Source organism: Rhodopseudomonas palustris (assembly GCF_007005445.1).
GTDB lineage: Bacteria > Pseudomonadota > Alphaproteobacteria > Rhizobiales > Xanthobacteraceae > Rhodopseudomonas > Rhodopseudomonas palustris_G.
The window spans coordinates 965,257-980,047 of record NZ_CP041387.1; the positions used below are offsets into that span (position 1 = coordinate 965,257).

A 14,791-nucleotide genomic window follows, 5' to 3' on the forward strand; every position below is an offset into this window, starting at 1 on the left:
TCCCTGTAATGGTTGTTGGGTATGGGTATTGGACCGCGGCGATTTAAGTGGTGGGGAAGGATTTAGTCAATCGATCAATTAACGCTTGAGCCGTGTCAAACGATGCTGTAAGTGCGATGACGATGGCAGCGCACCTGAACCATTCGATGGCTACCAAGGCGCCGGCGGCGAAAAATTCGACCGCCGAGAAGCTGTTGGTCGCTGCGGGCGAGTTGATGATCGAGCGCAACTCGGTCGAGATCTCGCTGGCCGACATCGCGCAGAAGTCCGGCGTCAATGCCGCGCTGGTGAAGTATCACTTCGGCAACAAGGATGGCCTGCTGCTGGCGTTGCTCGAGCGCGACGCCGCCAACGAGATGACGCATCTCGATTTCCTGCTGGCGCAGCCGCTGTCGCCGACCACCAAGATGAAGCTGCACATCGCCGGCATCATCAAGGCGTATCATCAGTTTCCGTATCTCAACCGGCTGATTCACTATCTGCTGCACGGGCTCAACCGCGACACCGCCGACGAGGTCACCAAGTTCTTCGTCGGGCCGCTGCTCGACTTCCATCGCCGGCTGCTCGCCGAGGGTGTCGCCAGCGGCGATTTCCGCGAGGTCGATCCGGTGCTGTTCTACACCACGCTGATCGGCGCCTGCGATCACCTGTTCTTCGGTCGGCAGACCATGATGCGCGCTGCCGGCGTCGGGCCGGTGACGGACGAGGTCTGTCGCTCCTATGTGGCGCATATCGAAAAGATCGTCCTCGGTGGTTTGCTGACGAACAGAGCACGTCAGCCTTCCGCCGCAGGATCCTGAGCTAACAAAAAGAAGAAACGACCCCACCCAACTTCAGAGACCTTCAATTCAGACCCGGGACAAGCCAAGGAAAATCCGAACAAACAACAATAACGCCCAAGGAACCAGTTCACGGAACCTGCCCGGCAAGAAGGCAGGCGGAATGGAGCTTCAGGCACCCCCGGGACATTGTTCGTGTCTCTATAAAGAAGAAAACGCCAGGAAACGCCCAAGCAATCTGTCGGAACGCGAGCTCAACGAGACGCCACCCAAGGAGAGACCTCGAGCCGGATCGGTAGCGGACCAAGTCGCGACCTTTTGCCGGCCTCAACGATCGGGGAAACGCCCAAGGGGCTGTTGAAGGCCCGGACCAACAGCGCAATAACCACGCGGGACGCGTCGGCCCGACCGCTCTTAAAAGGCGGCGAGCGGTGTCGTCCGAGACCAAGCTTCAAGAAAGCGCCCAAGGAAAGGGATATCCAATGCAGTTGAAAGACGTCTCCGTTCTCATCACCGGCGGTGGTTCGGGGCTCGGCGCCGCGACCGCGCGGGCGATGGCCGCCAAGGGCGCCAAGGTCGCCGTGCTCGACATGAACAAGGACAACGCCGAGAAGGTCGCGGCCGAGATCGGTGGCGTCGCCTGCGTCGGCGACGTGTCGCAGGAAGCCCCGGTCAAGGAGGCGATCGCCAAGGCTGAAGCCGCGCACGGCATCGTCCGCGTGCTGGTGAACTGCGCCGGCATCGGCGGCGCGGTGAAGACCGTCAGCAAGAACGGCGCCTATCCGCTCGACCACTTCTCGCGCATCATCAACGTCAACCTGATCGGCAGCTTCAACTGCATCCGGCTCGTCGCCGAGCGGATGCAGAGTGCGCCGACCATCGGCGAAGAGCGCGGCGTCTGCATCAACACCGCCTCGGTGGCGGCGTTCGACGGTCAGATCGGCCAGGCTGCTTACTCCGCTTCGAAGGGTGGCATCGTCGGCATGACCCTGCCGGTGGCGCGCGACCTCGCGTCGATGAACATCCGCGTCATGACCATCGCGCCGGGCCTGTTCCTCACCCCGCTGCTGATGGGCCTGTCGGAAGACGCCCGCAAGAGCCTCGGCGCCCAGGTGCCGCATCCGGCCCGCCTCGGCGATCCGTCGGAATACGCCTCGCTCGCGGTGCAGATCGTCGAGAACCCGATGCTGAACGGCGAGACCATCCGTCTCGACGGCGCCATCCGCATGGCGCCGCGCTAAACGCGCACTTCTCACCCTTTCCGTTTCGGGAGAGGGTGAGATCTTCGATCTCCGCCGCGTGTAGTTCGCGATAGACCTTCGATCTCTCGCGCGGCGGAATTCGAAGCACGCAGGACTGTTTCTTTCCCTGTATTTGGGAGGGGAGCGACTATCGCCAGAACGGCGATCCGATTAAACGTCGCAGCAGCGGCGTATAAGAACAACAACTGACGGGAGTGATGGCGTGACCGAGGCCTTGCTGGTCGATCATCGTGACGGTGTCGATTGGGTCACGCTCAATCGGCCGGACAGCCTCAATGCTCTCGATCCCGGCCTAATCGACGCACTCAACGACTATTTTGGCCGCCTGCAGCGTGACCGCAAGACCCGCGTCGTGGTGCTGAAAGGCGCGGGCGCGAATTTCTGCGCCGGCCTCGATCTCAAACATGCGATGGCGCGCCGCGCCGGTGAGAACGCAACGCCCGGCGTCACCGAGTCGCTGGATTCGCAGCGTCGGATTGCCGACATCGTGATGCTGATGCGCCGCTGCCCGCAGCCGATCATCTCGCTGATCCGCGGCGCCGCGGCCGGCGGCGGCTTTGCGCTGGCGCTGGCTTCCGACGTCCGCATCGCGGGGCGCAGCGCGCGGATGAACTGTGCCTTCATCAAACTCGGCCTCGGCGGTTGCGACATCGGTACCAGCTACTTTTTGCCGCGCCTCGTCGGCGTCTCGGTGGCGTCGGAGCTGATCCTGACCGGCCGCTTCATCGGCGCCGAACGCGCGCTGATGACCGGGCTCGTGTCCGAACTGGTGGAAGACGATCAACTCGAAGCCGCGGCGCAGCCGTTCGTCGATGCGATGATGGCGGCATCGCCGGTCGGTTTGCGGCTGTCGAAGGAGTGCCTCAACATGGCGGTGGATGCCGGCTCGATCGAGCAGGTGATCGCAATGGAAGATCGCAACCAGGTGCTGTGTTCGCGCTCGGAGGATTTCAAGGAAGGCGTCGCCGCGTTCCTCGAGAAGCGCAAGCCGGTCTACGGCAACCGCTGACCCAATCAACGTTGGCCCGGCAAGAGGCCGAGAAAACGGGAGAACACCAGATGACCGCCAGCGCAGCCGCAGTGCTGACCAAGCCGCCATTCCGCAAAGTGAACTGGCTGCCGCGCGAGATCGACGTCGATCGCCGCGAGGACGGCGTCATCGTGATGAAGTCGCGCTTCCCGCTGATGGATCACGATCCCAACCTGCCGATGGCGCTGGCGAAGTGGGCCAAGCAGCGGCCGGATCATATCTGGCTGGCGCAGCGCAAGGGCGAGGCGCGGCAGTGGCGCAAGGTCAGCTACGCCGAGGCGAAGCGCATCGTCGATGGTCTCACCCAAGCGCTGCTCGACCTGAAGCTGCCGGAAGGCAGGCCGCTCACGGTGCTGTCGGGCAACTCGATCGAGCACGCGCTGATCATGATGGCGGCGATGCAGGCGCGGATTCCGACCGCGCCAGTGTCGCCGGCCTATTCGCTGATGAGCCACGATCACCTCAAGCTGAAGTACCTGTTCGATCTGGTGAAGCCGGCGGCCGTGATGGTGCAGAACGGTGCGCCATTCACAAAGGCACTGCACGCGCTCGACCTGAAGGACGTCCAGGTGATCCACGTCGCCGATCCGGCGGACGGCATTGCCAGCATCGCGTTCGACGACATGGCGGCGACGCCGGTGACCGATCAGGTAGCGCAGTCGGTCGCGCAGATCACGCCCGACACCGTCGCCAAGTTCCTGTTCACGTCCGGCTCGACCGGAATGCCGAAGGCGGTGATCAACACCCAGCGGATGATGTGCGCCAATGCTGCGATGATGATGCAGGTGCGGCCGCGCGATCCGAATGGTCCGCCGCCGGTGCAGCTCGACTGGATGCCGTGGAATCACACCATGGGCGGCAACGCGGCGTTCAACCCGCTCCTGATCGAAGGCGGCACGCTGTACATCGACGACGGCCGCCCGGTGCCCGGCCAGATCGAAGAGACGCTGCGTAACTTGCGCGAGATCTCGCCGACCTATTACGCCAACGTGCCGGCCGGCTATGCGGCGCTGGCGAGCGCGATGGAGAAGGACGATGCGCTGTGCCGGTCGTTCTTCAAGGACATGCAGCTGATGGCCTATGGCGGTGCCCGGCTGCCCGACGATCTGTACGAGCGGATGCAGGCGCTGGCGGTGCGCGCCACCGGGCATCGGCTGGTGTTCTACACCGGCTGGGGCTCGACCGAGACCTCGCCGACCTCGACCGGGACCTATTGGGACACCGAGCGCGTCGGCCTGATTGGGCTGCCGTTCCCCGGCGTCGAACTGAAGATGCTGCCGGTCGGCGACAAGTACGAATTGCGGCTGCGCGGCGTCAACGTGATGCCCGGCTATCACGGCCAGCCGGATCTGACCGAGAAGGCGTTCGACGAAGAGGGCTTCTACAAGATCGGCGACGCCGGCGTGTTCGTCGATCCGAACGATCCGGTGAAGGGCATCATCTTCGCCGGCCGTGTCGCCGAAGACTTCAAGCTGATGACCGGAACCTTCGTCCACGTCAGCACCGTGCGCACCGACGCGATCGCCGCGGCGAGCCCGGTGATCCAGGACGCACTCGTGGCGGGGCAGGATCGCGCCTACATCGGCCTCTTGGCCTGGCCGAACCTCAACGCCTGCCGGGTGATGATCGGTGATCCGAATGCGAGCTTCGAGGACGTGGTCAAGCATCCGGCGGTGATTGCCGCGCTGCGCGCCGGCCTGGAGAAGCACAACCGCGAAGTCGAAGGCGCCAGCTCGATGCGGATCGCGCGCGCGATGCTGATGGTCGAGCCGCCGTCGATCGACGGCAACGAACTCACCGACAAGGGCTACATCAACCAGCGCGCCGGCCTCGAACGCCGTGCCGCCCTGGTGGAGCGGCTGTACGCCGAGCATCCGGATTCGGATGTGATGGTGCTGCAGTGAGCGATGCGAACTTAACTCTCCGTCGTTCCGGGGCGCGCGCAGCGCGAAGCCGGAATCTCGAGATTCCGGGTTCTCGCCTGCCGGCGAGCCCCGGAATGACGGTGAAGTCATTCAAGACCAACACCTAACAACAACGAGACGCGTCCATGAATTTCGATTTCTCCGACGACCAGAAGCAACTGCGCGATCAGGCGCGGCGGTTTCTTGCCGAGAAGTGCTCGCCGAAGGCGGTGCGTGCCGTGCTCGAAGGCAAGGCCGACTATGACCGCGAGCTGTGGAAGGGCCTCGCCGAGATGGGCTTTCTCGGTGTCGCGATTCCCGAGGAATACGGCGGGACCGGTGCGGGCCATCTCGAGCTCTGCGTGATCGCCGAGGAGCTCGGCCGCGCGCTGGCGCCGGTGCCGTTCTCCTCGACCGTGTATCTCGCCGCTGAGGCGCTGCTGCTGGCGGGTTCGGAAGAGCAGAAGCAGAAGTGGCTGCCGAAGATCTCGTCGGGCGAGGCGATCGGCACGCTGGCGCTGTTCGAAGGCACCGGCAAACCGTCACCGGCCGCCGTCAAGCTCGCGGTGTCGAACGGCACGCTCAGCGGCACCAAGAAGCCCGTCGCCGATGGCGCGATCGCCGACTTCGCGATCGTCGCGGCGCGTACCGGCAACAGCGGCCGCGACACCGACGTCTCGCTGTTTCTGGTCGATCTGAAGGCCGGCGGCGTCACCGCCAAGGCGCTGCAGAATGTCGATCCGTCGCGCCAGCAGGCCGAACTGACGTTTGCCGGCGCCAAGGCCGAGCCGCTCGGCGCGGCGAACGAAGGCTGGAGCATCCTGTCGCGCGTGATGGACCGCGCCGCGGTGCTGGTCGCGTTCGAGCAGGTCGGCGGCGCCGACCGAGCGCTGGAGATGGGCCGCGACTACGCGCTCGACCGCATCGCGTTCGGCCGTCCGATCGGCTCGTTCCAGGCGGTCAAGCACATCCTCGCCGACATGTACGTCTCGGCGACGCTGGCGCGCTCGAACTCGTATTACGGCGCCTGGGCGCTCTCGACCGATGCGGCCGAACTGCCCGAGGCCGCGGCCTCGGCGCGGATCAGCGCCACCCAGGCGTTCCAGCACTGCGCCAAGCAGAACATCCAGGTGCACGGCGGCATGGGCTTCACCTGGGAGTTCGACTGCCATCTGTACTATCGCCGTTCCAACGCGCTGGCACTCAGCCTCGGCAGCCAGTCGTATTGGGAAGATCAGTTGATCGATCGGATGCGCCAGAAGAACGCGGCGTAACGCACGTGAACCTCATCCTGAGGAGCCCGGCGCAGCCGGGCGTCTCGAAGGATGAGGATGAACAGCTCATGGTTCGAGACGCGCGCGAGAGCGCGCTCCTCACCATGAGGGCCCGTCAGGATAAAGGTTCGTATCGATGAACTTCGACGATACCCCGCAGGAAGCCGAATTTCGCGCCAAGGCGCGCGCCTGGATCGACGCCAACGCGCCGAAGCAATACGAGGACGAGCTGCGCAAGGCGTCGCTCGGCCGGGTGGTGCTGAAGGGCGCCAACATTCTCGAGGTCGCCAAGGCCTGGCAGAAGAAGAAGGCCGATGCCGGCTGGGCCGTTCCGCATTGGCCGAAGGAATATGGCGGCCGCGGCGCGTCGCCGATCGAGCGCGTGATCTGGCAGCAGGAAGAAGGCGTGTTCGGCAAGCTGACGGCGATGTTCATCATCGGCCAGGGCATGTGCGGCCCGACCATGATGGCCTACGCCTCGGAAGAACAGAAGCGGCACTACCTGCCGCCGCTCGGCTCCGGCGAGAAGGTCTGGTGCCAGTTGTTCTCCGAACCGGCCGGCGGCTCCGACGTCGCGGGTCTGCGAACGCGCGCCGAGAAGGATGGCGACGACTGGATCATCAACGGCCAGAAGATCTGGACCTCCGGCGCGCACTACTCGGACTACGGCATCCTGATCACCCGCACCGACCCGACCGTGCCCAAGCACAAGGGTCTGACGATGTTCTTCCTCGACATGAAGAGCCCCGGCGTCGAGGTGCGGCCGATCAAGCAGGCCAACGGCAATTCCGACTTCAACGAGGTGTACTTCACCAACGTGCGGATTCCGGACAGCCAGCGCCTCGGCGCGGTCGGCGACGGCTGGAACGTATCGCTGACGACGCTGATGAACGAGCGGATGTCGATCGGCGCCAACGTCGCGACCGGCTTCCCGGAGCTGTTCGACTATTGCTCGTCGCTGACGCTCGACGGTGCGCCGGCGCTCGACGATCGCGCGGTGCGCAGCAAGCTCGCGAACTGGGCGGTGAAGGCCAGCGGCCTGCGCTACACCTCGTTCCGCTCGATCTCGGCGCTGTCGAAAGGCCAGCGCCCGGGGCCGGAGAACTCGATCGGCAAGCTGGTCGCCGGCAGCATGATCCAGGAAGTCGCGATGTACGCGCTCGATCTGCAGGGCGCCGCCGGCGTGCTGAGCGGGCCGGAGGACGCCGAAGTCGCCGGCCGTTTCCAGGCGATGCTGCTGCGTTCGCCGGCGACCCGCGTCGAAGGCGGCACCGACGAGATCCTGCGCAACATCATCGCCGAACGCGTGCTAGGCCTGCCCGGTGACATCCGCGTCGACAAGGACGTGCCGTTCAACCAGATCCCGACCAAGGGGCGGGCATAGCAAGATTTTAGGATGGGTTGAGCGCAGCGAAACCCATCGACCATCAGTGCGAGTGATCGATGGGTTTCGCAACGGCTCAACCTATCCTACGAACGAAGAACGAAACGAGTCTCTTGGTTCGAGACGCGCGCGATGCGCGCTCCTCACCATGAGGGCCGAGACAAGAACAGACTGACGAGAGGCTGAGATGAATTTCGACGATACCCCGCAGGAAGCCGAGTTTCGCGCTCACGCTCGCGCGTGGATCGACGCCAATGCGCCGAAGCAGTACGAGCAGGAACTGACCAAGTCCGGCCTCGGCCGCATCAGCCTGAAGAACGCCGACATCGTCGAGGTCGGCAAGGCGTGGCAGAAGAAGAAGGCCGAGGGTGGCTGGGCCTGTCTGACCTGGCCGAGCGAATATGGCGGCCGTGGCGCCACCCCGATCGAAAAAGTGATCTGGCAGCAGGAGGAGGGCGTCTACGGCAAGCTCACCCAGCCGTTCCAGATTGGTGAAGGCATGTGCGGCCCGACCGTGATGGCCTATGGCAGCGAGGACGACAAACGCAAGTACTTGCCGAAACTGGCGTCGGGCGAGAACATCTGGTGCCAGTTGTTCTCCGAGCCGGCCGGCGGCTCCGACGTCGCGGGTCTGCGCACCCGCGCCGAGAAGGATGGCGACGACTGGATCATCAACGGCCAGAAGATCTGGACCTCCGGCGCGCACTATTCGGATTACGGCCTGCTGATCACCCGCACCGACCCGAATGTGCCCAAACACAAGGGCCTCACCATGTTCTTTCTGGACATGAAGAGCCCGGGTGTCGAGGTGAAGCCGATCAAGCAGGCCAACGGCATGCAGGAATTCAACGAGGTGTTCTTCACCAACGTGCGGATTCCGGACAGCCAGCGTCTCGGCGAAGTCGGCGACGGCTGGAACGTGTCGCTGACCACGCTGATGAACGAGCGCATGTCGATCGGCGCGCGCCTTGCCACCGGCTTCCCGGAGATTTTTGCGTTCTGCAACGATCTGGTCACGGAGAACGGCCCGGCGATCGACGACCCGGCGGTGCGCAGCAAGCTGGCGAACTGGGCCGTGAAGGCCAGCGGCCTGAAGTACACCTCGTATCGCTCGATCTCGGCGCTGTCGAAGGGCCAGCGCCCGGGCCCGGAGAACTCGATCGGCAAGCTGGTCGCCGGCCCGATGCTGCAGGACATCGCCGCGTTCGCGATGGATTTGGAAGGCGCCGCGGGCGTGTTCACCGATCCGGCCGAGGCCGAAGCCGGCGGCAGCTTCCAGGCGATGCTGCTCGGTTCGCCGTCGATGCGGATCGCCGGCGGCACCGACGAGATCCTGCGCAACATCATCGCCGAACGCGTGCTCGGCCTGCCCGGCGACATCCGGGTCGACAAGGACGTGCCGTTCAACAAGATTCCGACCAAGGGGCGGTGAGGCAATCATCAACCACGGCTGTCATTCCGGGGCGCGAGCAAAGCTCGCGAACCCGGAATCCCGAAGTTGTTCGATTGCCGGCGCCAAAGCGCGTTTCAGATTCCGGGTTCGCTCACTGTCGTGAGCGCCCCGGAATGACGACCATCGAGCAATGAGGCCATCATGACCGACGCTGCCGCGACCACCGCCCCGATCGACGTCCTCGAAGACCTGATGGCCGCCCGGTTCTCGTGCCGGGCGTTCAAGCCCGATCCGGTGCCCCGCGAGGTCATCGAGCGTATCCTCGGTGCGGCGCAGAAGACGGCGTCGTGGTGCAACAGCCAGCCGTGGCAGGTGGTGATCACCTCGGGCGAGGCGACGACGAGGTTTCGCGACGTGATCTATTCTGCGGCCGCCAGCGGTGCGCCGATGTCGGGCGATTTCGAGTTTCCGCGCGAGTATCGCGGCGTCTATCTCGATCGCCGCCGCGAGAGCGGGTTCCAGCTCTACAACGCGGTCGGCATCGCCCGCGGCGACAAGGCCGCCGCCGCCCAGCAGGCACTGCAGAATTTCAACCTGTTCGGCGCGCCGCATGCTGCGATCATCACCACCGACGAGGCGCTCGGCGTCTACGGCGCGGTCGATTGCGGCGGCTACGTCACCTCGTTCCTGCTCGCCGCACAGGCGCTCGGCATCGCCACCGTGCCGCAGGCGGCGCTGGCGTTTCACGCCGGCGTGGTGCGCCAGCATTTCGGCCTTGGCGACGACCGCCGCGTCGTCTGCGGCATCTCGTTCGGCTATGCCGACCCGGACCACAAGGCGAACTCGTATCGCACCAACCGCGCCGCGTTGGGTGAGGTCGCGACGTTCGTAGACAAGTAACGGCCTCTCAACGAGTCATTCCGGGGCGCTCGCGTTTAGCGAGCGAACCCGGCGACTGTCTTATGTGTCAAGGGTCTTACTTTGATATGGCGTGTCGGCTTTGACGAGTGCGTTGGCTGTGACGAGCAGTTTTCGTGCGATTGCGATGAGCGCGACCTTTCCGGGTTTTCCTTGCAGGCGAAGGGCGTTGTAGTCGTCGCGGAGCTTGGGGTGGTGGCGGGCGGCGACCAGGGCGGCCATGTAGAGCGCGGCGCGAACGCAGGGACGTCCGCCGGCGATGGCGGCGCGAGGCGGCGCTGCGCCGGATTGGCTGACGTGGGCGCGAGCCCTGCGAGGCTGGCGATGGCCTTGCGATCGCGCTGGCCGAGTTCGGGGAGGTCGGTGATCAGGAGCGTAGCCACCCGTTCGCCGATGCCGGGGATTGATTTGAGGATGTGAAGGACTCGGCGGAGTTCGGCGTCGTCGCCGATGCGCCTGGCGAGTTCGGCCTCGATGGCTTGGCACTGCGCCGACAACGCGGCGATCGCGGCCCGATGACTATCGAGCAGGAGTGTGCCGCAGACCTGCTTCATCCGGGTCTTCTCCATCGCGATCATCTCGGTGAGCTGGCGGCGTCGCAGCGACAACGCCTTCAGCTCGAGTTGGGTGTCGGTGGGCAGGGGGCGCAGGGTCTCGGGCATAGTGAGAGCGAAGCGCGCAATCAGCCGCGCGTCCAGCCTGTCGGTCTTGGCGCGGCCGCCTTCGGCCTCGCGAAACGCCTTGATCCGGCGCGGATTGACGATGCCGACTTCGAAGCCGGCGACCGAAAGCGCTTTGATCAGCGGTTCGGCATAGGGACCGATCGCCTCCAGCACCACCCGCCTGACGCCGGAGCGTTCGAGGCGGGCGATGATCTCGGCGATGCCCTCGGCCAGATTAGGCATCCGGAAGGTCTGGCCCGACGGAGCCAGCGCGACATCGAGGAAACGTTGGCCGGCATCGACGCCGGCCGCAACCGTAAGCGGCAGTGCAATCGTCATGGGGATCGGTCCTGTATGCGGGCGATCACCGCAACGGCAACGCCCGTGCGACTGTTCGATCAAGCAACACCGACAGAGGCGCCCGCACCGGGTTACGGCGAGATGATCGGCCGGGAATCTACCGAGCGGCCTCCGTCGCGCTGACTATGCACCAGCACCTCGCAGATACAGGAATCTGATTTATGCACTGCGCCTGAGATTTCGGGTTCGCCGCTTCGCGGCGCCCCGGAATGACTGGCGGATAGGCATTGCGGCTTCGCGCCCCGGAATTGCTCGTTGAAGAGGGCTTCGGTCGAGCCCTCAAAACCGCGGCGCGCGTTTTTCCGCGAACGCCGCGATGCCCTCCTTGATTTCGTCGCTGCGCATCGAGGCGCGGGCGCGGGCGTCGGCGGCCTGTTCGTCGAAGGCGGCGCGGGCGAATTCGTTGATGGCGCGCTTCATGCCGGCGACAGCGTTCGGCGCGTTGCCGGCGAGCGTGGTCGCCAGCGCGTCGACCTCGCGGTCGAGCCGGTCCATCGCCACCATTTGCGTCAGATATCCGATCCGCAGCATCTCGGCGGCATCGATCCGCTGCGCGGTCAGGAACAGGCGCTTGGCGTTGTCGATGCCGAGCCGGGAGACGTAGCGCTTGATGCCGCCCGGATAGTAATGCAGCCCGAGCCGCGCCGCCGGCATGAACATCTCGGCGGTGTCGACGCCGATGCGGAAATCGCAGGCCAGTGCCAGATCGGTCGAGCCGCCATAGACCCCGCCGTTGAGCCGGCAGATCGTCGGCACCCGCAGATCCTCGAGCCGGTTGACCACGACTTCGAACGCCGAGCCCGGGGATTCGGCCTCGAGCTCGGCGGTGGCGCGCTCCGCCACCTCACCGAGATCGAACCCAGCCGAGAACGCCCGCCCGGTCCCGGTCAGCACCAGCACCCGGATCGCGGCGTCGGCGTCGATTCGTGCGAACTGATCGAGCAGGACGGCGAGATCGTCCGGCTGCAGCCGGTTGAGGTGCTTGGGACGGTTCAGCCGGATGGTGGCGCGCGGGCCGTCGATGGTCAGCACCGGCGCGCTGGCAGTGTCGCTGTCGGACATCGGTCTGGTCTCCTGATGGGAAGTGGGCGGCTGCCGGAACGGCGCCTGGCCCTGCAAGAATCGCGGACGGAGCCGCGGGGATTGGAAAATAGGCCGGGCAAACTGCCCGCCGGCCGGTCGTCCGTCAACCAGCCGGGCGGCGGGCGGGATTCGGGCGCCGCTCGCGCAATCTGCGCCGGCTGGTTTATAATTCCGTCCGCACCAGCGTGTAGGGGAGAGTTGCGGCCGGACGGCCTGCGACGCTCTCCCAGATCGCTTCCGCCGGCTTCGGCGCCTTCGATTGCAAGACAACGGTGGTCCTACATGGATATGTCTCTCATCGCCCAGAATGCCGGCATGGCGAGCAGCGTGTTCGCGACGATCTTCGTGCTCGCCACCGCCACGATGCGGACGATGATTCCACTGCGGGTGTTCGGAATCCTGACCAACCTGCTGCTCATCGCGGTGTCGATTCCGACACACAACTATCCGACGCTGGCGCTGCATGCCGTGCTGCTGCCGCTCAACGCTTGGCGGCTGCACCAGATGCTCCAGCTCGTGCGGGACGTGAAGAAATCGGTGAACAGCGACCTGTCGATGGATTGGCTCAAGCCGTTCATGACCGAGCGCAAATGCGCGGCCGGCGAGGAGCTGTTCTACAAGGACGAAAAGGCCGAGGAGATGTTCTACATCGTCAGCGGCCGGTTTCGCCTGGTCGAATCCGGGATCGAGCTGCCGGTCGGTGCGATCGTCGGCGAGCTCGGCATGCTGTCGCCGACCCACACTAGGACGCAGACGCTGGAATGCGTCGAGGCCGGCACGGTGCTCGGCGTCAGCTATCGCCAGGTCGAGGAGCTGTACGTACAGAATCCGGAATTCGGCTTCTATTTCCTGCGGCTCGCCAGCGCCCGGTTGTTCGAGAACATCGAGTCGCTGCAGGCCCGGCTCGCCGCCACCGCGCAGCCGCCGCGGCCCGACGCTGTCGGCGGCACGGCATAAGGCAGCCACATGGCCGGCTACATCGACGCACTGCGCTCGACGCTCGCCGAAGTGCTCGGCGAGAACGATCGCGTGGTGGTGCTGAATGCGCCAGCCGCCGCTTCGCCGCAGGTGGCGCGGACCCTTGAGGAGGCGGCGGAGCGGCTGGTGATCTACCAGGGCCGCCGCTACGCGCGGCTGTATCTCGATCGGATCAGCCGATTCGTCGGGCGCCGCGAGATCGATGACGCGCTGCTGCTGCGGATCGCCGAGCTGCTGGCGGTGCGGATGTCGTACGAAGATCCGATCCGGATCGCGCAGCTCACGCTGCAGGAAGCGGCGAGCGCGCCGGCCGGACGGACGGCGCAGCGCATCGAGCGCAGATGCCGATTCCGGATCGACGAAGTGGTGGCGGCGTTGCCCGTGGTGGTGGCCGATCCGACGCTAAAAATGCTGAACTATCTCGGCTGGCTGCACATGCCGGTGAAGATGCGCTTCAACGGCAGTGGATGGCTCGGCATCCGCAAGCTGCGGATCATCGCCTGGTTGCGGCGCTGGCGTTTGCTTTCGATTCGCTACGCCAGCGAACGGAAGTGGGTCGAGCGCTGGCTGCACATGATCGACCGCAGCCTCGCGATCCGTCCGGAAGCGGTCGGGGCGGTGGTGGAAACCGCCACCATGGTGCGCGGTTATGGCGATGGCTATCGCTTCGGCATGGCGGACTGGACACTGCTCGTCGACGCCCTGATCAAGCCGGCGGTGAACGGCACCTTGCCGCTGCCAGATCTGTCGCAGGCGATCTCGGAGGCACGTGCTGCGGCGCTGCCCGAGCGCAAGCAGACCAGCCTGAAAGGCGCGATCGAATCGATCCGGGCGCGGTGCTGTACCGTCCCGATGCGAGCCGCCGCGTCGTGATGATCGACCGTCGTTTCGATCGTGCGAGCCGGCGACTGCCTGCGCCCGCTGCCGGGCGGCGGGAATTGCACAGGCCCGGCAACGTCCGGCGGCAGCCACGTGCATTCCTCAATCAGAAGTGTCATAAAACGGCGCTGGCCGATCCCGGCCGGCTGCGATGCGAAGCCTCCTTGCGGGACGGCGGACGATCGAACGGCCGTAAACCGGCTGTCGCCGCCGTCGGCCTGCGGCGAGCCCAAGCGAAGGTGCGAGCTTGATCCTTCCCGATTTGTCGTCGTCGATTGCAGTCGGAGCGCTGATCTATTGGATGCTGCTGCTCACCGTCAAACACGTGTTCGCGGACTTCATCTTCCAGAACAAGTGGATGGCGGTGGGCAAGGATGCCAAGACCGGCTGGGCGCTGCCGCTGCTCGCGCATTGCAGCGTGCATCTGGTGATGACGACGCTGTTGATGCTGATCCTGGCACCGCGGTTCTGGTACATCGGCCCGATCGACTTCGCGATCCATCTGGCGATCGATCGCGCCAAGGGTTTCATCGTCGCCACTTACGACGTCACCAATCAGGACCGCTGGTTCTGGTGGCTGATCGGTACCGATCAGGCGTTGCACCATCTGACCGGCTTCGGTCTGGCGATCATCCTGGCCACCAACGCATAGGGCGCTGCAGCCGACGGGCCACCGGGGCGCGTGGTTTCGCGTCGAAGCAGGCGGCGCGGCGTCTCGGTCGCTGCTGGAACCTGTGGTATAATTAGTTCTGTTTTTCGCAGCGCCGGGCACGAAATAGTGACGACGTCGGCACTTCGGCGCCGCTCGGAGCCCGAGCCACGTAGTTCTACGTGGCGCGGCATTAACCGCTGCATGACTTGCGATCGATTAGCATTGTGGCGATC

12 protein-coding genes and 1 pseudogene are annotated in these 14,791 nt (G+C 65.2%); 11 read left to right on the plus strand and 2 right to left on the minus strand.

Going from position 1 to position 14,791, the window contains the following annotated elements; translation table 11 throughout:
• Nucleotides 1–122 precede the first annotated feature (122 nt).
• From FLL57_RS04425 to FLL57_RS04460, 8 genes are all read left to right on the plus strand, one after another.
• On the plus strand, nucleotides 123–800 hold the full coding sequence (locus FLL57_RS04425) for a TetR family transcriptional regulator (RefSeq protein WP_047307160.1): 678 nt from the start codon (nucleotides 123–125) through the stop codon (nucleotides 798–800).
• Nucleotides 801–1,261: 461 nt separating this feature from the next.
• Nucleotides 1,262–2,020, plus strand: a complete 759-nt coding sequence (locus tag FLL57_RS04430; protein WP_013503496.1) for an SDR family NAD(P)-dependent oxidoreductase — start codon at nucleotides 1,262–1,264, stop codon at nucleotides 2,018–2,020.
• A 223-nt stretch (nucleotides 2,021–2,243) separates the two neighbouring features.
• Nucleotides 2,244–3,050, plus strand: a complete 807-nt coding sequence (locus FLL57_RS04435; RefSeq protein WP_047307148.1) for an enoyl-CoA hydratase/isomerase family protein — start codon at nucleotides 2,244–2,246, stop codon at nucleotides 3,048–3,050.
• 50 nt (nucleotides 3,051–3,100) lie between these two features.
• The gene (locus tag FLL57_RS04440; protein WP_142882241.1) at nucleotides 3,101–4,975 is read left to right on the plus strand and encodes an AMP-binding protein; all 1,875 of its coding nucleotides are present in this window, start codon (nucleotides 3,101–3,103) and stop codon (nucleotides 4,973–4,975) included.
• A 146-nt stretch (nucleotides 4,976–5,121) separates the two neighbouring features.
• The gene (locus tag FLL57_RS04445) at nucleotides 5,122–6,249 is read left to right on the plus strand and encodes an acyl-CoA dehydrogenase family protein (protein WP_142882242.1); all 1,128 of its coding nucleotides are present in this window, start codon (nucleotides 5,122–5,124) and stop codon (nucleotides 6,247–6,249) included.
• A 136-nt stretch (nucleotides 6,250–6,385) separates the two neighbouring features.
• On the plus strand, nucleotides 6,386–7,633 hold the full coding sequence (locus tag FLL57_RS04450; protein ID WP_107343689.1) for an acyl-CoA dehydrogenase: 1,248 nt from the start codon (nucleotides 6,386–6,388) through the stop codon (nucleotides 7,631–7,633).
• A 187-nt stretch (nucleotides 7,634–7,820) separates the two neighbouring features.
• Entirely contained in the window at nucleotides 7,821–9,065 is a 1,245-nt protein-coding gene (locus tag FLL57_RS04455) for an acyl-CoA dehydrogenase (protein ID WP_142882243.1), read from the plus strand.
• Between the two features lie 162 nt (nucleotides 9,066–9,227).
• A complete protein-coding gene (locus tag FLL57_RS04460; RefSeq protein WP_013503490.1) occupies nucleotides 9,228–9,926 on the plus strand; it encodes a nitroreductase in 699 nt (232 codons plus the stop codon).
• Between the two features lie 60 nt (nucleotides 9,927–9,986).
• Here the strand turns inward: FLL57_RS04460 and FLL57_RS04465 are convergent.
• Nucleotides 9,987–10,945, minus strand: a pseudogene (locus tag FLL57_RS04465) (IS110 family transposase).
• A gap of 300 nt (nucleotides 10,946–11,245) precedes the next feature.
• Nucleotides 11,246–12,028: an enoyl-CoA hydratase/isomerase family protein gene (locus tag FLL57_RS04470; protein WP_013503488.1), complete on the minus strand. Its 783-nt coding sequence runs from the start codon at nucleotides 12,026–12,028 to the stop codon at nucleotides 11,246–11,248.
• Between the two features lie 303 nt (nucleotides 12,029–12,331).
• Here FLL57_RS04470 and FLL57_RS04475 point away from each other — a divergent pair, with 303 nt between their 5' ends.
• From FLL57_RS04475 to FLL57_RS04485, 3 genes are all read left to right on the plus strand, one after another.
• On the plus strand, nucleotides 12,332–13,006 hold the full coding sequence (locus FLL57_RS04475) for a Crp/Fnr family transcriptional regulator (protein WP_013503487.1): 675 nt from the start codon (nucleotides 12,332–12,334) through the stop codon (nucleotides 13,004–13,006).
• A 9-nt stretch (nucleotides 13,007–13,015) separates the two neighbouring features.
• On the plus strand, nucleotides 13,016–13,900 hold the full coding sequence (locus FLL57_RS04480) for a DUF6537 domain-containing protein (protein WP_142882244.1): 885 nt from the start codon (nucleotides 13,016–13,018) through the stop codon (nucleotides 13,898–13,900).
• A 253-nt stretch (nucleotides 13,901–14,153) separates the two neighbouring features.
• The gene (locus tag FLL57_RS04485; protein WP_013503485.1) at nucleotides 14,154–14,558 is read left to right on the plus strand and encodes a DUF3307 domain-containing protein; all 405 of its coding nucleotides are present in this window, start codon (nucleotides 14,154–14,156) and stop codon (nucleotides 14,556–14,558) included.
• The last annotated feature ends 233 nt before the right edge of the window (nucleotides 14,559–14,791 follow it).

Excerpts from the sequence above, each read along its gene's own strand:
- FLL57_RS04470 (WP_013503488.1), bottom strand. The coding sequence starts at position 12,028 with ATGTCCGACAGCGACACTGCCAGCGCGCCGGTGCTGACCATCGACGGC.
- FLL57_RS04480 (WP_142882244.1), top strand. The coding sequence starts at position 13,016 with ATGGCCGGCTACATCGACGCACTGCGCTCGACGCTCGCCGAAGTGCTC.
- FLL57_RS04440 (WP_142882241.1), top strand. The coding sequence starts at position 3,101 with ATGACCGCCAGCGCAGCCGCAGTGCTGACCAAGCCGCCATTCCGCAAA.
- FLL57_RS04430 (WP_013503496.1), top strand. The coding sequence starts at position 1,262 with ATGCAGTTGAAAGACGTCTCCGTTCTCATCACCGGCGGTGGTTCGGGG.
- FLL57_RS04450 (WP_107343689.1), top strand. The coding sequence starts at position 6,386 with ATGAACTTCGACGATACCCCGCAGGAAGCCGAATTTCGCGCCAAGGCG.
- FLL57_RS04455 (WP_142882243.1), top strand. The coding sequence starts at position 7,821 with ATGAATTTCGACGATACCCCGCAGGAAGCCGAGTTTCGCGCTCACGCT.
- FLL57_RS04475 (WP_013503487.1), top strand. The coding sequence starts at position 12,332 with ATGGATATGTCTCTCATCGCCCAGAATGCCGGCATGGCGAGCAGCGTG.
- FLL57_RS04425 (WP_047307160.1), top strand. The coding sequence starts at position 123 with ATGGCAGCGCACCTGAACCATTCGATGGCTACCAAGGCGCCGGCGGCG.
- FLL57_RS04460 (WP_013503490.1), top strand. The coding sequence starts at position 9,228 with ATGACCGACGCTGCCGCGACCACCGCCCCGATCGACGTCCTCGAAGAC.
- FLL57_RS04445 (WP_142882242.1), top strand. The coding sequence starts at position 5,122 with ATGAATTTCGATTTCTCCGACGACCAGAAGCAACTGCGCGATCAGGCG.